Origin of the sequence: Pseudomonas turukhanskensis (genome assembly GCF_027922365.1) — a bacterium.
GTDB classification, from domain to species: Bacteria; Pseudomonadota; Gammaproteobacteria; order Pseudomonadales; family Pseudomonadaceae; genus Aquipseudomonas; species Aquipseudomonas turukhanskensis.
The window spans coordinates 343,782-360,969 of record NZ_BSFN01000003.1; the positions used below are offsets into that span (position 1 = coordinate 343,782).

The 17,188-nt window shown below is 54.8% G+C and carries 16 protein-coding genes and 1 pseudogene; 6 read left to right on the forward strand and 11 right to left on the reverse strand.

Features of this window, described 5'->3' with window-relative positions:
• Positions 1-25: 25 nt before the first annotated feature.
• On the reverse strand, positions 26-397 hold the full coding sequence (locus tag PKE98_RS27055; RefSeq protein ID WP_373877822.1) for a lysozyme inhibitor LprI family protein: 372 nt from the start codon (positions 395-397) through the stop codon (positions 26-28).
• Positions 398-665: 268 nt separating this feature from the next.
• Between PKE98_RS27055 and PKE98_RS07955 the strand changes: the two are divergent.
• Positions 666-1,435 (forward strand): annotated as a pseudogene (locus PKE98_RS07955) (transposase).
• A gap of 559 nt (positions 1,436-1,994) precedes the next feature.
• Here PKE98_RS07955 and PKE98_RS07960 read toward each other — a convergent pair.
• From PKE98_RS07960 to PKE98_RS07990, 7 genes are all read right to left on the reverse strand, one after another.
• Positions 1,995-3,824, reverse strand: a complete 1,830-nt coding sequence (locus tag PKE98_RS07960) for a DUF3732 domain-containing protein (protein WP_271194726.1) — start codon at positions 3,822-3,824, stop codon at positions 1,995-1,997.
• Complete coding sequence (locus PKE98_RS07965) at positions 3,821-4,276, reverse strand: hypothetical protein (protein ID WP_271194727.1); 456 nt, start codon at positions 4,274-4,276, stop codon at positions 3,821-3,823. Before PKE98_RS07965 ends, PKE98_RS07960 begins: the two co-directional genes overlap by 4 nt.
• Positions 4,273-5,469, reverse strand: a complete 1,197-nt coding sequence (locus PKE98_RS07970; RefSeq protein ID WP_271194728.1) for a hypothetical protein — start codon at positions 5,467-5,469, stop codon at positions 4,273-4,275. The genes PKE98_RS07965 and PKE98_RS07970 overlap by 4 nt, the downstream gene beginning before the upstream one ends.
• Positions 5,470-6,180: 711 nt before the next feature.
• Positions 6,181-7,194 (reverse strand): IS110 family RNA-guided transposase, encoded by a 1,014-nt coding sequence (locus PKE98_RS07975; protein WP_271194729.1) that lies wholly within the window; start codon positions 7,192-7,194, stop codon positions 6,181-6,183.
• Positions 7,195-7,367: 173 nt separating this feature from the next.
• Positions 7,368-8,315 (reverse strand): hypothetical protein, encoded by a 948-nt coding sequence (locus PKE98_RS07980; RefSeq protein ID WP_271194867.1) that lies wholly within the window; start codon positions 8,313-8,315, stop codon positions 7,368-7,370.
• A 178-nt stretch (positions 8,316-8,493) separates the two neighbouring features.
• On the reverse strand, positions 8,494-9,234 hold the full coding sequence (locus tag PKE98_RS07985; protein WP_271194730.1) for a carbon-nitrogen hydrolase family protein: 741 nt from the start codon (positions 9,232-9,234) through the stop codon (positions 8,494-8,496).
• A 110-nt stretch (positions 9,235-9,344) separates the two neighbouring features.
• Positions 9,345-9,746 (reverse strand): RidA family protein, encoded by a 402-nt coding sequence (locus tag PKE98_RS07990; RefSeq protein ID WP_271194731.1) that lies wholly within the window; start codon positions 9,744-9,746, stop codon positions 9,345-9,347.
• Positions 9,747-9,913: 167 nt separating this feature from the next.
• Between PKE98_RS07990 and PKE98_RS07995 the strand changes: the two genes are divergently transcribed.
• Positions 9,914-10,333, forward strand: a complete 420-nt coding sequence (locus PKE98_RS07995) for a hypothetical protein (protein ID WP_271194732.1) — start codon at positions 9,914-9,916, stop codon at positions 10,331-10,333.
• Positions 10,334-10,404: 71 nt separating this feature from the next.
• On the opposite strand, the gene PKE98_RS08000 is transcribed toward PKE98_RS07995, so the two are convergent.
• Complete coding sequence (locus tag PKE98_RS08000) at positions 10,405-11,904, reverse strand: hypothetical protein (protein WP_271194733.1); 1,500 nt, start codon at positions 11,902-11,904, stop codon at positions 10,405-10,407.
• 223 nt (positions 11,905-12,127) lie between these two features.
• Between PKE98_RS08000 and PKE98_RS08005 the strand changes: the two genes are divergently transcribed.
• Positions 12,128-13,291, forward strand: a complete 1,164-nt coding sequence (locus tag PKE98_RS08005; protein WP_271194734.1) for a ubiquitin-like protein — start codon at positions 12,128-12,130, stop codon at positions 13,289-13,291.
• A gap of 27 nt (positions 13,292-13,318) precedes the next feature.
• Here PKE98_RS08005 and PKE98_RS08010 read toward each other — a convergent pair whose 3' ends face one another.
• On the reverse strand, positions 13,319-13,879 hold the full coding sequence (locus PKE98_RS08010; RefSeq protein ID WP_271194735.1) for a GNAT family N-acetyltransferase: 561 nt from the start codon (positions 13,877-13,879) through the stop codon (positions 13,319-13,321).
• Positions 13,873-14,313 carry a rhodanese-like domain-containing protein gene (locus PKE98_RS08015; protein ID WP_271194736.1) on the reverse strand — a complete coding sequence of 147 codons (441 nt, stop codon included), beginning with the start codon at positions 14,311-14,313 and terminating at the stop codon, positions 13,873-13,875. The genes PKE98_RS08010 and PKE98_RS08015 overlap by 7 nt, the downstream gene beginning before the upstream one ends.
• A 94-nt stretch (positions 14,314-14,407) precedes the next feature.
• Between PKE98_RS08015 and ftrA the strand changes: the two genes are divergently transcribed.
• From ftrA to PKE98_RS08030, 3 genes are read left to right on the forward strand one after another with little or no spacing between them, the layout of a single operon-like run.
• The gene (gene ftrA / locus PKE98_RS08020) at positions 14,408-15,391 is read left to right on the forward strand and encodes a transcriptional regulator FtrA (RefSeq protein WP_271194737.1); all 984 of its coding nucleotides are present in this window, start codon (positions 14,408-14,410) and stop codon (positions 15,389-15,391) included.
• Positions 15,378-16,820, forward strand: a complete 1,443-nt coding sequence (locus PKE98_RS08025) for a HipA domain-containing protein (RefSeq protein WP_309298744.1) — start codon at positions 15,378-15,380, stop codon at positions 16,818-16,820. The genes ftrA and PKE98_RS08025 overlap by 14 nt, the downstream gene beginning before the upstream one ends.
• 5 nt (positions 16,821-16,825) lie before the next feature.
• Entirely contained in the window at positions 16,826-17,155 is a 330-nt protein-coding gene (locus PKE98_RS08030; protein ID WP_271194738.1) for a helix-turn-helix domain-containing protein, read from the forward strand.
• The last annotated feature ends 33 nt before the right edge of the window (positions 17,156-17,188 follow it).

A 17,188-nucleotide genomic window follows, 5' to 3' on the forward strand; every position in this document is an offset into this window, starting at 1 on the left:
TCCGGTAGTCCCTTTTCCGTCCCGCTTACCAGCCGTATCCGCTAGATGACTTTAGAAAGTCTTCACCAACTCGCGTTCGGCAATCCGCCTCATGGGAACTGGCCCATGCCCCGCCATAGGTTCTGGACACGGACTCGCAGAACGAGTCGCGGTAGTTCTCCCAACTCGACCTGGCGGCTTGCAGATCCTTGAGTGAAGTGGGGTTTGGTTCTTGCCCGGCCTGCTGAAGCAGAAACGCCCATCGTTTCTCGACGTCGTTTCGGACTTTTTCCCACTTGGGCATGGCTGCCTCGTAATACTCCGCCTGAGAGCAAGTTACCGTACACGGAGCATCTGCTGCCGAAGCGCTTAAAGAAACCAAAATGAATGGGATAACCAGGCTAGCAAATATGCGCATATACGTATTCCGTCCTTGGATTTGGAGTGGGTTGAGTCTGTCTAAAACTATGCCGATCTATCTCGGCCTTACTGGGCTTAACCCCAACTATCTCGGCGCTGAGATCTAGACAGCTTCAGCCCGCAGGCCTCGCTAGCGTTGCGCTGGGGCGCACTTTCTACACTACTGCTGCATCACCGAAGTTTGTCCGCTATCGGCCCAGAGTGTGTAAAAACGCTCGGACAAACCCTTGCTATGATTTCTGAGAAATTCATCGCGAGGGAAACCCATGAAACGGTTTATCCAAGGTGAACACCGAGGCCAAAGCACCTTGCTTCCTGAGAGCCTCGATGATTACGTCAGCGATACTAATCCGGTGCGCGTAGTCGATGTCTTCGTCGATGAACTTGACCTTGCTACGTTGGGTTTTGATGGCGTCATTCCAGCCGAAACCGGCAGACCTGCTTACCACCCAGCGATCCTGCTGAAGATCTATATCTACGGTTATCTGAACCTCATCCAATCGAGTCGACGGCTTAAATCCTGGCCTGTCACAACGCCAATATCAGTGCCTACGTGCCAAAGCCGATAACCTCAAATGCCAAGGCGGATGGGCGGTTCAACAAAGATGCCTTCGTTTATGACGCGACAAAAAATGAATATATCTGCCCGGCTGGCGAGGCACTGATCTGGCGTTTTTCCAGCATCGAGAAAGGACTGAAAATGCACTGCTACTGGAGTTCGAGCTGCCAGAAATGTGCGCTGAAATCTCATTGCACGCCCAGCAAAAATCGTCGAGTCAGGCGCTGGGAACATGAAGCGGTGTTGGAGCAAATGCAGCATCGATTAAATCAGGCGCCGGACATGATGCGAGTCCGGAAAAGAACTGTTGAGCATCCCTTCGGGACGCTCAAACAATGGATGGGATCTACGCATTTCCTCACTCGTAAGCTGGTCGGAGTCAGCGCTGAGATGAGCCTTAACGTGCTCGCTTACAACATGAAGCGAGTCATGAAAATCGTCGGCACCGAAGGTTTGATGAAGGCGATTACGGCGTAAAAGCCACAGCTTTAACTGCACTAGGTGCTGCCAAAGCGCGCCTGGCTAGCTCAGGAGCGTTATCGGTGCAGATCTTGGAGATGCTCGGTCTATCGCGCCAACCAGGAGAGGTAGGCTTACTCGCCAACAACTAGAAAGCGTTTTTACACACTCTGGGCCAGAAGCTGCCGTTAGGAATGGCACCTAACGATTCAGAGGAGCAAAGTTCCCTGTTATTCAGCGCTACCTGCTACTCCGCGGTGTTTTTTTTGAAAAGAATAGGCAGGTCCGTTTTTTATAACTTGTAGTACTCCGTCAATTGGTATTACTTGGTCGCACCTAGATCAAGAAAACTCATTGCCTCGTCCTTCGGATAAAAACTGAAGACTTAGTTAACGGCACCATTCACGAATTCTGAAAAACTCTTCGCTTTGTTCATTAGATAGGTCAGAGCTTTAGTCTGAGCGAGTTCGTTCGCCTCATCTAGGACGTCACTATAAAGCGGCGCTGCTCCGATATTAGCTCAAGGAGCGGAGCACCTTTGTCACGTTTGCTGCAAGGGTGCTCACGCTTTATATCCTCAGTCGAGGATTAGACCATAATCTCCACGCAATTCTTTATCTACCAAATGAAATCTGTCCAACGCCAGGCGTTTCCAATGTGTTTCCTTGATATGCTCGAGCAGTATTATCTGAAATCCCCCCTCTTCGTCCATATGCTTGATAAAAGAATTCATCTCAATTAACGCAGCGTCAAGACTGATAATATCATCCGTTGGTTCTCCCTCATTAGAGAAGTAAGGGGTGCTGGGCTGATCCAAAACCATGAACGAAGGCATCCACGTCACTTTGTGTCGCTTAGCCACTTGGTGGATCGCAAAAAAATAAGCTAAGTGAAGATATAGGTAGTTGGATGCACTGCCAATGTCAGGCATTTTTTCTACACAAGACAAATCCTCGGAAAATAAATGAATCAAGCGCTCTTTCTCACTAAACCGAGCGGTAAAATTATCGTAACCCTTGAGCTTCAGTCTCTTGAGTTTGTCATTGATAAACTCGTTAAGCTTTTGCTCTGCCAACTCCACCTTTAGATTATCTTCCTCAATCACACTTTTTAGCTGATCGACTTTAGTCTGAAACTCTTCAGGATCGTATGCAAACGTATGATTATCTGAATCACTGAAAAGCTGGATTTTTGTGTCTAGCCTCCCGATATATTTGTAATATTCTTTAGGGCTCGAGCGAGATTTCTGGTTTTTTTGTAACGCAGCTAGCTTTTCTTCTAAATTTTTAATTTCTTTGGTGTTTTCTGATATTAAATCTTTCACCTCTGCCAAAAATGGAGCTTGGCTCTTGCTTTTAAGAGCGGCACGGAGGCGACTAAGTTCTGTTTGAAGATGATGAATGAGGCTATTGGCCAATTCTGATGGGAAGATCAATTCTGGGTGTTCGTTAAAGAACTCGACTGGACGCAATGCATCCTCTGCCTGCTTGGTAGAGTTGGAGAACTCAAGTTTTTTATCAGCAAAGGACTCATATTTTTTATTTTTAGAGCGAAGCGAAAATATTTTCTTTTCAAGCGCCTCTGTCTCACCCTTCCCAGGCAACGGAATATCTGAGTCGATTACCACCTCTTTCAATTTTTTCAAAAGCGCATCGACGTCGGTTGGAACATCCTCAATTATGCCCAGAGCAGCCGCCTCCCGACCCAGACCTTGTAAGTCGTCGGAGAACGCTAGTTTATTTTTTTCGAAGATTTCTCTTTTGCGTTCTATAGCTACCTGCTTCTGCTCGAGATCAAGCAACTTTGTTTTTGCGGTCGAGGTTTTAGCGTTTTCAACTCCTAGCGCCATTCGAAAAGTTCGCTCAATAGACTCTTGATATCGCCCGTCAGCTGGCCGTATATACAAATACTCAGGAGCAATAATTGCGTTCTGATCTTGATAGCTATGAGGAAGAAAGCTCCGAAAGGAAACTTTAGAGCCGGTACGAATGTGCCTGCCACCATATGGAATTTTCAGCTCGGAGTCGATACCAAACGCATCGTTGAGAATCTTCTTAAGATTGTCGACTTTGATATTAAAGTGTGGTGCTTCTGGAATAATACCATCCTCAGAGAAAAACGCTTGAGAGGTCTCCGCATTTTCTTCAGAAGGGCGTCCAATCAAAATTTCGCGACCGTGAATATTAATCCTGAGTCCATACCAAGTAACTTTGGAGTCAATATTGGTTTTTGATATTCCTTTCGTTTCACTGGCAAGCAGGCAGTAGTCTATAATATAGAGTATCGACGACTTGCCTTTTCCAGAGTCCCCAGTGATTACGTTAACCCGGTTCTCAAGGAATTCCAAATTTCTAAGAGTTCCATTTTTTTGCCAAAGAAGTATATTTTTTATTTGAATACTGCTCATAAAACGATCCTAAAATTCTGATATAGCTCAGTGCTATTTTCTTCTAAAATTTTCGCCAACCTTGGAGCAGCAAGGTAAATTTCGGCTCCTAGTTGCCCTATCGACTTTTGGTTCGTCGACGTAAAAACCTCAGAGACAAGGGATAAAGTTCTTTCGTCAAACTTTGCTACCCCCATTTCGCATGCAAGTAACACTGTGTTTACCGAGATGCATGAAAAATCTAGGAAGTGGTTACTTACGGCGGAGAAGTCTTTTGGAAATGAAAGCACTAGATCGCGACTACTGATATACATCACGTTTTTGTTTTTTAAAATTGAGCGAGTCCGCTTATTAAAGATTAACGGCAAAATCAGCATTGAGTTGGAAAGTTCGATCGTTCGATCTGGCATGCATGCCAGCGTTGCTTGGAGCGCCAATACCCCGAGCACTTCGTTCGTTACAAGAGGATTCATTTTAGGTAAAGCTCCTGCCAATCTATCTTCCATCCAATCGACGGGGTATTAGAAAGCTTGATGAATTTTCCTCGACTGAACCCGTCTGGAAGTGCAATGTTTTTTATTTTCAACTCTTTACTCAGGGTTTTTTCATAGCAAGCTTGAGCGGCCAAAATGGGCTGAGTGCCGTCTTGGGAAAATGTTCCATGAGCTTGCTTGTGTATGTTTTTCCAGCTCATCTCGCACTGCTGCTCTAATCGAGTATCATCCTGGTAAGTAAAGTCCCCCTCTTTTTTTAACTCACCTATCAACTCTTCAGTTGCAAGCATCTCAATTCCGTGCTCAACCGCATCAGCTTCCGTCTTACCAATGTCTAACAACTGAGTGCTAAAAATGCTCCCTAAAAATGATAGGTTTTCTAGTCGCTGAAAATCATAGTACTTATCATAAAATCTATCATAATCGACATCGTTACTCCTCGATGATCTCAAGATCCTATCAAAACCCATCTGAACTCGGAAAGCCTGATAAGTGATTAACACTTTTGCACCCGAGGTAATACTTTCCACCTTGAACTCTTTATAAGCTCCAACTACGAATTTTCGAGTGTCATCTAACTTGCTATCCGGTACGGCAAAATAGGCTAGTTTTTTATTTATCTGGTGCTTAATACTTTCGTTATCGGTCTGAAAGCTGAAGCGTTCCAGAAGAAACTCGATTTCTTCATGATTCGCTGTTGCGAGGGCTTTTACATATCTGAAAATCGGGTTTTCCGGATCGGTCGGCGCTTTTAGCGCCTCAGTCGCTTGGATATCTTCAAAAATAGCCAGAATCGCCTCAATAATTTTTTCCTTGTTCTCCTTCGCGGCTTTCAAAAGAACAATCAGATTTTGATTATTGAGTTTTTTGTTTGAATATATTTGGAACTCAATATTTTTGCCGGGTGGCAACTCCGGTACCGATTTCCACCAGTTGTACAGCGTCTTCCACAGGTCGATATCCCTCTCGGTTATATTTCCTCCGGAAAGACTATGTTTAACCTGAATAAGGCAGAGATCCTGAGTGATACTCTCGGTGTGAACGTCATCGAACACCTCTAGCCCAATTTGCTCTCCTGGTTTTAATCCAAGCAGAATATTGACGAGTACAAGATCCTGATACTCAAAACCTAAAGCGCTTTTATCTGCCGCTGTTTGTTCTAAATGTCCCATACGCACCTACCGGAAACCATACTTCCGAGAAAATTTCTATGCTCAGGAAAACCTGAGCGCGAATCTGTCCGACAGCCGGCATCAGCTGGAGGCCACGCCCTAATTTATGGCTAGCGCAGTTTCCAGCGGTGGATGCCCAGAGGATTTTTGACTGGCTTATGCTTCATGCACGGATAGACCTCCTGGAGCGGCACTGATACCTGCTGATGAGGCCGACAGGCATGGATGGCATATTGACATAACTCTATCGATGGTGGTGAGTGTGAGGATCGGTGCCCGCATCGTTTTAGCGATGGGAAAAGGGGACACCCATTAGCCGATCCCAAGTCAAGGTTAAAAGCCACCTCTCCCTGCCACTTTTAGTGGCAGGTTTGCTTTGTTAGCCAACCTGATCGGTTGAACCTGTCGAACCCGTTTCCTCGTTGCTGGCTACGACCGAGTCGTGCCTAACACCCATTTGGATCAAGCCATTGCGCTACTGCAAGCAAAGCCCTAGCAGCTAACTGCTCCAGAGAAACGTTGGTGCCGCCAATGCGTCCAAAACGTGTCACAGAACTGTGGCTCGTGCCGAGGCACGTCCAGTCTCAACTGGCTCACTTGGCAGACGACCCGGTTACAACACACTCAGGCGGTGATAGTCGACCTCCACTCAGATTTCATGGTTCGTGACCAGTCCCTTTTTGGTTGATCGACTATCACCTAACTCGCCTCCTAAGCGAAACAGCGCTTGGCATCAAAAGGCTGTTTCTCCTTCAAAATGTGGTAACTCGCCCGCGCCAACTTGTGAGCCAGTGCTTTAGTGGCGACCACTGAATTGGTTTTGGCTTTTTTCTTTTCGAAAAAACGTTTGGCGTCATCGCTAAAGCGCCTAGCAAAATTAGCCGCTTCGATGAAGGCCCAAATAAGGTACGCGTTACCGTTCTTGGCGTTGCCTTCACCCTTCTTTTTGCCGTTCGAGCAATGCCCACTTTTCACGCATCGTGCATAGGACGCGAAATTGCCCACTTCGGCGAAACGCTCAATATTTCCCGTCTCCAACATAATGACCGTAGCCAGGACCTGACCAACTCCAGGCATAGTTTTCAACAGCGAATACTCTGGGCGCAAAGCGACCTCATGCAGCAGGCGATCTTCGATAACTTCAATCTGAACCTGTACTGCCTGAATAATGGCGACGTTGGCTTTCATCGCCAAAGCGATATCCGTTGGAAGGCCTAGCCTGTCAACGGATGTCGCTGAAAGGGCTTTAACTGCGTTGCAACTCAATCGCCCACCCAGTTGACGCGCCAAAATGCTCTCAACGGCAAGAATGTGCTGTGTTCTGCTACGTACCAATTGAATGCGCTTACGTGCCAAATCTCGCAATGCCCGCTCTTGTGGCGGATGGATATAGCCGGTTGGCAAAATCCCGAGCCGCAGCAGATGCGCCAAAAAGAACGCGTCATCCTTATCGTCAGCATGCTTCAAGCCGTCGTAGCGTTTAATCGCAACTGGGTTGGCTAGCCGGACCACATACCCTGCTGCCATGAGCCCATCAACCAGCCAGTACCAGTTGTAAGTGGACTCAACTACCGCGCCCGCCAGCTCTGCACGATAGGGCTCCAGTACGTCGAGAATTTTCTTCAGGTCATTGGGGCAACGTCGGGAGACCAGGACCCGGTCTGTTTCGTCGATGACCACCACAACGCTATTGTTTGAATGCAGGTCTATGCCACAGAATTTCATCACGGCCTCCTCACAGCAAAAGACAATGTTCGCACCTTGAATTTTGCGCCACCTCGGTGGCGGGGAGGTCGGCTAGATGATCCTCAGATTTGTTTCCCTACTCTCTGGCCCTTCGCCAACCCCGACCCCCATTTATCCCTCAATAGCGGCCTCCTTCAGGGAGAAACAATCTTTCACCCATCCCTCTTCACCCACCCCTGAACCGCCACCCTCAGACACCTCCACGCAATAAACCCAATGATCAGCACCTCGGCAACGCCGGCCAGCACATTGAGTGAAAAGGTGAGCGGCTGCTCGGCCCAGTAGAAGCTCGATGAGCTCGAGCGCATGCCGCTGAAGCGCAGTTGCCCGGTAAAGAGTGCGCGTACCAGCGCGATAACCTGAGTGAGCTCCAGCACTGCCAAAAAAGCACCGATCAGGGTCAGCAGTAGGCGCCCGGGAATGCCGATTTTCTCGGTCGGCTCCTGCGCCGCAGGCGACCCGTTGCCCTTGGGCGGGGTGCGCTTTGGCGCGCCTTGGCGGGCTAACGCTGGAGCAGGTTGATGGGGTACTCCTAGAACGGTTGCCGGCATCTCGACTACTTCGGTTGGCACGGGCACTTCCAGGTAGTCGGCGAGCTCGCGTAACCACACCTCGGTGCGTTTACTGCCCGGCACTACTGGCACCGTGTCGGTGGTCAGGCGGTGCTCGGGGCCGTCGCGCATCACTAGCCACAGCTGGGTGTAGAGGTGCTCGGCGTGTTGGCGGCGGCGCAGTTCCAGGCGTTTGGGGCCTTTGATTTTAAATGCCTCCACGCGCTCGCGGCGGCCAAAAAAGTTCTGCGTGCGGCGCTTGCCTTCGCCGTCGCGGCGCGACAGCAGTAACGTCTCGCGCGTGCCGGTGTACACCGCCATCAGCACAGCGAGCGCGGGAATCAGCAGCAGCGCGAGAACGATCAAGAGCAGGTGCAGTGGATGCATCTGCCCCGGTATGTCGGAGGCGAACGCAAACACCACAAACGCCACCGGCGCGGCTAACGAGACTGCGCCTGCCAGCACAATGGCGATACTTTGCGCCCGGTTGTACGAGTGAATATGCAAGTCACCCTGCGCCGTGCGTTCAAACCGATGGCCAAGCAACATGCGATTAACTTCCTGACTGGGGCCCAGCGCACCAACGTCTGTAAGTGCTATTTCGCGCGACATGAAGCTATCGCAAAGGCCGGGAAGCGCTCTTGCCCAAGACCGTACGCGAATGCCCGAAAGCCCAAAAGAGCGGTTCTGCTATTTCAGTGATAAGGCATTCTCACCCATCCAGGGCTCAGACCTTACCCGATAAACTCAGCAACGCTCCCTTGCCGGTGCCCAGCTCGTAACTAACCAGCGCCTCGCCAGCGGCATCCGCGCCAATGATCAATTGGCCATCGGCATCCCAAAAACCCGACTGCCCGGCGCTGACAAAGTTGTCGGCCGGGCCCACGCAATTGGCCATCATCACCGTCAGCGCGTGCTGTTTTGCGATACGTGGATAGTGACCATAGGCAGCGCCCACGCCCCGCGCGGATTTCGCCACGCTGGCGCAATAGACGTGTGCACCTGCGTCTGCCGCCTGTTGGGCGTGTTGTAGCTGCAGCGACTCATAACAAATGGCCGGTGCCAGTACCTGATCAGCACAGGCAAACACCCGCGTCCCCACGCCTGGGGAAAAGAACGGCAACTCATCCGCGTGCAAAAGCTGTTTGGAATATGTGCTGCGCGGCACGCCTGGCTGGAAGGTGATCATGCTGATCTCATTGCCTCGTTCACCACGCGTGGGCACCCCCACGGCAATCAGCAGATTGAGGCGATCACTGAGCCGCTGGAATACATCCAGGCGCTCATCGCCAGCGCCTATGGCCAGCGCTTGGGCAAGGTGTGGCTCATACCCGGTAAGCGACAGCTCAGGGAAAAACACGGCGTCAGCACGTTGGCTGCCTGCGAGCTCAACCACCGCAACGTGCTTGCGGATGTTTGCCGCCATGTCGCCTGGGATAGAGGAAATTTGTGCGGCCATCAGTTTCATTACGGGTCCTTGTTATTACCACGACAACGGCTGAGTGCTCCTGCCTGCCAGGCGCAATCGGCTACCTGCACCTTACTTAATCGCTCCGGTTTTTACCCGGTCAGCAGGGCTTAGCCGTGCTGGCGTTGTACGGCCACGCATTTGATTTCCAGCAACAGGGCCGGGTGCGCGAGCGCCGCCACGCCGATGCAGGTCCAGGCAGCAGTTCCCCTGGGGAAAAAGCGGTCTCGAACTTCTCGATAAAGGTCCAGGTGGGTGGCGAGGTCAACGTGGTAGGTCGTCATATCCACCACGTCTTCGAAGGTGCAGCCACCGGCGTGCAGGACGTCGCGCATATTTTCCCAGGCTGCCACGAACTGCGCTTCCGGTTCTTCAATAATCACCAGGTCTGCGGTTCGCCCAATCTGGCCAGAGCAAAACAGCGTGCCGCCAACCTTTACGGCGGGCACATAGCCAATGCGCTCGGGAATGAGCGCCATGGATTCGGGAATGATGAGCTCGCGGTCTGACATTGCTAAATCCTCGTGGCGGTTAGAAGTGGAGTAGGGCTGCAAACGGGGGTCGCTTGCCCAGGTAATACGGTCGCTTATGGTCATTCAAGGAAGGTGCCAAATCCATCTGCGCAAGCCTGCGGCATTTGCTTTTACACTTGCCGTTTCTTTCCGGACGGACAATCACCGTGGCGCGTTTTCTTTCCTTGCTGTTGTTAGTGTTGCCTGGCTTGGCTGCGGCGGCGCAGTTGCCGCCGGCGCTTGAAAACACCGAGCTGTACAGCAAAGTCGCCAGCGATTGCCATGATGTGGACCTGGCGAGCTGGAAGCATCCGACCCGCGCGGTGCTGGAGAGCAACAAGGTTCCCATCGAGCGAGTGGAGCTGTGCAACGGCGGGCGTTACCCGATTTTCCATGTGCAGTTTCCCTATGATCCACAAGGCCAGACCCGTGATTTCTTCGCGCCACTGTACGAGCAAATGAGGAAGGCCAACGGCAAATGGCCCTATGCCTTTGTCGACAGCAATGACGCGCAGGTGCTGTACATCAGCTACCGCGACAATGGCACCACCGCCATGGATTACGAGTTTTATACGCTCCCTCAGTGAAGGGAGCGGGGGCGTTTAGCAAGTGTGCTTTTCGCCGGGGAAGCTCGGCGCACCCTGGCGGCGACAGACGACTACTCAAAGCGCAAAAACTCTTCGCCTTTGGCCGCAACCATCTCGTCAAACACCGGCAGCCTGGCGACGAAGTGCTCGGCAAACGCCAGGTAGCGATCCTGCCCGGGCACGTAGTAGATCGGCGGTTTTTCCCTTGGAATATCCCGCGAGGTCAGCTTCAGCACCTGGTTGCTTCGCTGGTTCCACCACCAGGCCAAGGCCTGGGTGCCAAAGCTGTTGGTGTGGTAGTTCCACACCCACCAGTCGCCGTGGCCTTTGGAGACGTGCAGTTGGCCGTAGAAGGTGCGCAGGGTGATTTTGCGTTTGGGCTGGTTGGTAAATATCTGCGTCTCTTGGCGTACCTCGCTGCCCAAACTATCCAGCAGCGCTTTGCCGGTGGCGCCGGTTACCAGGTTGAAGCGCCAGGCCATGAGCACGTGTTCGTTGTAGGCGCTGTCTTCGAGGTTTTGCCGGTCGGTTTCGCTGAACAGCAGAATGTTGTCGTCGCCCAGGTAGGCGGTGGCCTCCACCAGCGTGCGCTCGTGGGTGGGCAAGGGGCGGGTGGGCGTGGTGTGGTGCGGCGTTTGCCGGTCCCATATCCAGCACTGCGGGGCGTTGTGCCGCATAAACAGCAGGCGGCCTGCGCCTATGGGCAGGATGTGCAGGTCATGGGCGTACTCGAAAATGACCTCGCTGCTGGTCGGGGTAATCCGCCAGATGCGGGTGACCTGCTCGGGCTCGTACAGGCGCTGGCGTTCGAAAATTTCCCCGTCCACCACTACCGCAGGGTCTTCGAATTCGGGCCAGTGTTCGCCGGCCGGGCCGAAGCGCTGCACGGTGTTGCCTTGGCGAATTTCATATTCGTAGCGGTCATCGCCGCTGCGTTCACCCCGAACCACCCGGCGCTTCCACAGGCTGCCCTGCGGGCTGGCGTCGATAAGCTGAAGGTCGGCGGCATCGACCTCAGGTCGGTGTTCGAGCACGTCCTGTTCGGTGGGTGGCCAGGGGTTGAAGTCGATCAGAAAACACAGCCACTGATCCTCGTCCTGTTCGGTAATGGCCGCATAACCGTTGCGGTAGTTGTAAGCCTGTACATAGGTGGGCGCAGGGTAGTCGTGCACCTCCTGCAGCCAGTTGAGCTTGGCGGTTTTGCGTTTGGGTTTTGCCGGCGCGGCGGGTGCTTCGGGTTCGATGCGTACGGGGGTGAGCGCCAGGCCGCCGTGGGGCTTTTGCCAGTGCGCGGCAAACGCCTGGCGTTGGTCGCTGGGGATAAGGGTAGGGCGGTAATCATCGGCGCCGGCGTCGAGGTTCCATAGGTCATAACCGTGCGTTATCAGCAGGGGCGCCAAGGCCTGAAAGCAGACCTCGGCCATTTCGTTGCTGAGCTCATCCAGCAACGCCTCGAACGGGGCCCCGGAGAAAATCGGAATGTCCGGGTAATAGTGCTGCAGCAATGCCAGCAACTCGCCGCCGGGTATTTTCCAATCGACATGCACCCGAGGTTCGAAATCCATCTGCATCGCGCGGCCTTCCTTTTGGCTGTGTGGGTGCCAGCTTAGCGGCTGGCGAGACACGATTCATCCCAGCATCGTGCTTATCTGAGTGATGTTACTCTGCTACTATCGCCGGCTTTTTACCGTCTAGCTGGTGCCTTTCGTGATGTTGCCTACCGTTCGAGTCCCCCTTTTTGTTCGCGCCTTGTTGCTGGTAGTGGCCTGTGGCATAGCCACGCCGGCATTTGCCATGCAGATATTCGTCAAGACGCAAACCGGCAAAACCATCTCGCTGGAAGTGGAGCCCAGTGACTCGATCGAGAACGTCAAATCCAAGATTCAGGAAAAGGAAGGCATTGCGCCCGAGAAACAGAAGCTGATCTTTGCCGGCAAGTTGCTGGAGGACGGCCGCACGCTTTCGGACTACAACATCCAGAAAGAATCGACCCTTCACTTGGCGGCGGTGCAGGCCGTCGTGCAGCCGGCCGGGTTGGATGGCCTGGCCCGCCAGGCCAGTGGCTTGTCAAAACTCGCCGTGGATTCGGCAGTGTTGGTGCTGAGCGGCAACCATGGTCACCCCCTGGATTTTCGCGTGGCCGCTGGCAAGCAACAGTGCGCCTGGCTGGCCGGTGACTGGGGTGGCGATAACCTCGGCGGTGCCGACGGTTCGGTTGGCGTTGCCGAGGTGGGCGGTTGCCAGCGCCTGACGGAAAACGGCGCGCAGTTGGGCGCCGCCATCGGCAAGAGCCGTGTCCGTGATAACGCCGGCGCGGGCAATGAAATCACCCAGCGCGGCACTTACCTGCTGGTGGAATTCATCGCGCCAGTCACGGCGCTGTCGCCTGATCTCTGGTCGACGCTGACCGCCTATTACAACCATGGCGATGCGGACGTGAGCCGCAGCTATTCAACGCTGTTGGGCAGCGAAGGCTCCAGCGCTTCGCCCGGCGTCGATACCGCCGCGCTGCGCACCCGTCTGGACTGGGAAGGCCTGTGGCGGCCCATGGGCGTGACGCTCTCGCCCTATGTCGACCTGAACTACGTGCAGACGCGCATTGGCTCCTATACCGAGTCCGGTGGCAGCCAGCCCATGTCGCTGGGTGAGCGCGATAGCAGCGTTTCCGAGCTGCGTGTGGGGGTCAATGGCAACTACCTGTTGGCCGATCACCTTCAACTGCTGGCGGGCGTTGAAGGCGTTCGCCGTGTTCATGATGATGCCGACCCAGTGGATGCCTATTGGCAGTCGCAGCATCTTCGACTGGCTGCCGAGCAAAGCGACCGCGCCTGGGTGCGCAGCCAGCTCGGCGCGGCGTGGTTGATGCGCGATAGCCGCGTGATGGTGTTGCTCAATGCCACCAGTGAAGGCGAGCAGCCGGCACGCTGGGTGGCCGTGAGCTGGACCGGGTCGTTCTGATAGCGCGCATCGAGGCAAAAGCCTCTCCTACACCGAAACGCAGTCACCTGTAGGAGAGGCTTCAGCCTCGATGCTTTTGCCATCCTGGCCAATCGCAGCATGCCGATCAGCCAAACGTTGAAGCGCACGATCATCCATCTGATACGCCCGCCATTTGCTGTCCGGCCTGCCGCCCAGGCGCTGATAAAACGCCTCGGCATTGTTATTACCCGCCAGCACGTCCCACTTCAAACGCCCGGCATGGCGGGCCGTTCCCCATTGCGCCACCTTCTGCATCAAGGCCTTGCCCAGTCCCTCACCGCGAAAGGCCTCGGCGATATACAGCTCTTTCAATACCAGGGTGGGCCGCAGGTCGAAGGTAAACGGAATTTCCAGCAGCACGGCATAGCCGGCCAGTTTCCCGCAGCCCGCTGCAACGAACAGCTGGCACTGCGGGTTGTCGCCGAACGCACGGGCCATGAGCTCGCGCTCATCCAATCGAAATGCCTCGATATAGTCTTCAAAGACGGCCAGTGCGCGCATCAGTTCAAGCAGCGCCGGTACGTCGGCCGGCAGGGCCGCACGCACCGTAAGGGGCTCACTCAACATGCGCAGGAAATTGCCGTGTGGTCGGCCCGTGGCGACGGGTTACTGCCTTGCAAAACCAGCCCTTCATCGAGCCAGCCGGTAACGCCGCCAAGCATTTCCTTTACCGCATAACCCAGCGCCGCCAAGCGCACGGCAGCACGGTGCACACCGTTGCAGTGCGGGCCGGCGCAATACACCACGAACAGTGTGTCGGCTGCGAACTCGGCCATGCGCTCGGCACTGATCTGGCGGCTGGGGATGTTGATGGCGCCCGGTACATGGCCGGCGTCAAAGGCCTGATTGCCGCGCACATCCACCAACACATAGTCGAGCTCGCCGCCTTGCTGACTATGGAAGACGTCGGAGCAGTCGGTCTCAAAACGCAAGCGGCTGCTGAAGTGGGCGAGGGCGGCGGCAGGTTCGGCGGCTGGGGTCTCACTGACAAGGCTGGGCATGGCGGTTACTCCTGATTGATGTGGCCTCACTGTATTTGCGCAGCCCGGCTCGCTACAGTGGCGAACTCGACATCAACTGGTAGTTTTCCGCCAAATGCATACCGACCCCGGTTTGGTGGCCGTTCTGGCCTATGACGGTTTGTGCACATTCGAATTCGGCATTGCCGTGGAGATTTTTGGTCTGCCCCGGCCGGAATTCGATTTTCCCTGGTATCGCCACTGCATCGTCGCCGTGGACGAGGGGCCGATGCGCGCGCTGGGTGGCTTTCAGGTGCTGGCCGATGCCGGCCTTGAGGCGCTGACGCAGGCGCGGACCATCATCGTGCCAGGCTGGCGCAATCGCGAAGAGGCGCCGCCCGCGCCGCTGCTGCAGGCGCTGCGGCTGGCCCACGAGCGCGGGGCGCGGCTGCTGTCGATCTGCTCGGGGGTGTTTGTGCTGGCTGCCGCCGGCTTGCTGGATGCAAAGCGCGCCACCACGCATTGGCGCTATACCGACGAACTCGCCGCACGGTTTCCCGCTGTGGAGGTGGACCCGGCGGTGCTTTATGTGGACAGCGGCCAGGTGATCACTTCGGCCGGCAGCGCCGCTGGCATCGATGCCTGCCTGCACCTGGTGGCGCGTGACTTTGGCGCCTATGTCGCCAATACCGTGGCGCGGCGGTTGGTGATGGCACCGCAGCGTTCGGGCGGGCAGGCACAGTTCATTCCAGCACCCGTGGCGCAGACCCCGCGAGACGACTTGTCCGCCGTGCTCGCCTGGGCGCAACAGCGGTTGAATGAGCCACTGTCGGTGACGCAATTGGCGGCCAAGGCCTTGATGAGCGAGCGCACGTTTTTACGGCGCTTCAGCGAAGCGACCGGCATGACGCCCAAGCGTTGGCTGCAGCACGCACGCATGACCCAGGCGCGCGCGTTGCTGGAAAGCTCGCGCCTGAACAACGAACAGATCGCCGAACGTTGTGGCTTTGGCTCCGTGGAAAGTTTTCGTGTGGCGTTTCGCAAGTCGGTCGGCCTGGCGCCGTCGTTTTATCGCGAGCGCTTCGGGCAGGGCGAAGGATATTCTGTTGGCGCATTTTAATGCGCTAAAGCCTCGGGTTTTGAATTGTTTGGTGCATTATATTGCGCCATTCGCGCGCCAAGGCTATGCTTCGAAGCATTATAGTGCGCTGATGGCGGCTTCCATCATGGCTAAAGAGCTAACCGTCCAGGTGTTCGCTGATGGCGTCTGGCAAGACGCCTATAGCCTGACATTTCAGGATCCGTTGAATCCCCATGAGGGAACCTGCATCACGGGTTACCTCACGCCGTTCTATGTCAACAATATCGAGCACGAGAACTCGTTTTTCGAGAGCTCCATAAGCGTTGTACATCGCCTGGACTTGAACATCAGCCACTCGCAGGGCTATCCGGCCTTCCTGCTGGATATTATTCCCGCAGGCGCGGCATTTCGTTCGCTAAAGAAGCGCTTTGCGGCCCGCAAGCCTGAGGGCATCGCCCTTGATCTGTTCCTCCTTGAGCGCTGCACACCCTCGCCAATCGGCCACCTGCGGATCAAGCAATCGCTTCCTTATCTGGATGAAGGGGAGCCCATGGGCTTCACCCGCAAGGAGGTAGCTGAGCGCAATACCGATTTTCTCGAGTACGCCTACGAGCAAGGTGCAGCCATTGGCGGAGCGACGGGTGCAGGCGGTGAGGCACCTAAGCTGTTGCTGGCGGAAAACCACGACGGCCTGATGTTCGCCGAGGCTACGCTCGCGGTTGAGCAGACCAGGCGACACTGGTTTGTGAAATTCCCCAGAAACCGAGCGGCCGCTGTCGACAAGGACATCCTGAGAGCGGAGTACCACTATTACTGCGCGATCACCGAGATCGGGATGAACACCATCTCGACTGATGGCCTTGAGCTGATCGATGACGGTAAACACAGACCCAGCTTGTGGATGCCCCGCTTTGACCGCGAGGTAACCGAGCAGGGCATTGTTCGTCACCCGGTTGAGTCGATTTACTCGTTATGTAATGTGACTGAGAACGGCGCATTCCTGGGCCATGAGTTCGTGCTTGGCCGTCTTGCTGAAATCTGGACGATGGCGGGGCAAGCGGATGAGTTGTTCGACTTGATCGTCGAGTACATCGCCAGAGATCTACTGAACCGCATCCTGGGCAACTCGGATAATCACGGGCGAAACATGTCGATCCTTCGCGGCGCAGGCAAGCTGAAGCTAGCCCCTGTCTACGACCTGGCTCCCATGGTGCTCGACCCTGACGGCATTTCCAGGGTGTTGAAGTGGGACCATGAAAGGGCCGGCGCACCGAACTGGAGGCAGGCCTGCCAGGCCATGGCGCACGGTGCATCCGCTGATGTGTATTTCGATGCGCTGCGCGAGCAGGCTCAGCGCATGCGTGCTCTGCCGGATCTGTTGGCTAACCTGCCGGAGCGTGTCCGCAATGCGCAAAGCATTCCGCTCAATAACCTCGATACGCGCCTGAAGGAATGGGGGTTGATATGAAAGAGATGTCTCTGGAAGACCGCAAAGCCTACATTCAAGGCGTGGCGCAGGAGGTTGCGCAGGGCAAGCTGACGCTCGGTGGCGCTGTCAAACGTCTGCGGGAAAATCTGCTGGGCATCAACCAGGAACGGTTCGCCAGAGCCTGCAAGATCTCCAAGCGGGCGCTGTCGCAGCTGGAGGTCGACAGCGGCAATCCGACCCTCGCGACCCTGGATGCTGTATTCAGAAAATTTGGCCTCACCATCGGCCTGGTTCACATGAGCCCCATGGAACTCAACGCCGCTGACGCGTTGAAAAACAAGGCTCGCCTTGGCTTTCCTTCCGTGGCGCCTTGACCAAGCTGGACGTTTAACGCATTGCCAGGTTTG

What these genes read in the sequence shown, in the direction of transcription:
- PKE98_RS07990 (WP_271194731.1), bottom strand. Translation starts at nt 9,746, where the DNA reads ATGTCAGACCGCGAGCTCATCATTCCCGAATCCATGGCGCTCATTCCC.
- ftrA (WP_271194737.1), top strand. Translation starts at nt 14,408, where the DNA reads ATGCATACCGACCCCGGTTTGGTGGCCGTTCTGGCCTATGACGGTTTG.
- PKE98_RS27055 (WP_373877822.1), bottom strand. Translation starts at nt 397, where the DNA reads ATGCGCATATTTGCTAGCCTGGTTATCCCATTCATTTTGGTTTCTTTA.
- PKE98_RS07985 (WP_271194730.1), bottom strand. Translation starts at nt 9,234, where the DNA reads ATGAAACTGATGGCCGCACAAATTTCCTCTATCCCAGGCGACATGGCG.
- PKE98_RS07970 (WP_271194728.1), bottom strand. Translation starts at nt 5,469, where the DNA reads ATGGGACATTTAGAACAAACAGCGGCAGATAAAAGCGCTTTAGGTTTT.
- PKE98_RS07975 (WP_271194729.1), bottom strand. Translation starts at nt 7,194, where the DNA reads ATGAAATTCTGTGGCATAGACCTGCATTCAAACAATAGCGTTGTGGTG.
- PKE98_RS07965 (WP_271194727.1), bottom strand. Translation starts at nt 4,276, where the DNA reads ATGAATCCTCTTGTAACGAACGAAGTGCTCGGGGTATTGGCGCTCCAA.
- PKE98_RS07960 (WP_271194726.1), bottom strand. Translation starts at nt 3,824, where the DNA reads ATGAGCAGTATTCAAATAAAAAATATACTTCTTTGGCAAAAAAATGGA.
- PKE98_RS07980 (WP_271194867.1), bottom strand. Translation starts at nt 8,315, where the DNA reads ATGTTGCTTGGCCATCGGTTTGAACGCACGGCGCAGGGTGACTTGCAT.
- PKE98_RS08015 (WP_271194736.1), bottom strand. Translation starts at nt 14,313, where the DNA reads ATGCCCAGCCTTGTCAGTGAGACCCCAGCCGCCGAACCTGCCGCCGCC.
- PKE98_RS08030 (WP_271194738.1), top strand. Translation starts at nt 16,826, where the DNA reads ATGTCTCTGGAAGACCGCAAAGCCTACATTCAAGGCGTGGCGCAGGAG.
- PKE98_RS08010 (WP_271194735.1), bottom strand. Translation starts at nt 13,879, where the DNA reads ATGTTGAGTGAGCCCCTTACGGTGCGTGCGGCCCTGCCGGCCGACGTA.
- PKE98_RS08000 (WP_271194733.1), bottom strand. Translation starts at nt 11,904, where the DNA reads ATGCAGATGGATTTCGAACCTCGGGTGCATGTCGATTGGAAAATACCC.
- PKE98_RS08005 (WP_271194734.1), top strand. Translation starts at nt 12,128, where the DNA reads ATGCAGATATTCGTCAAGACGCAAACCGGCAAAACCATCTCGCTGGAA.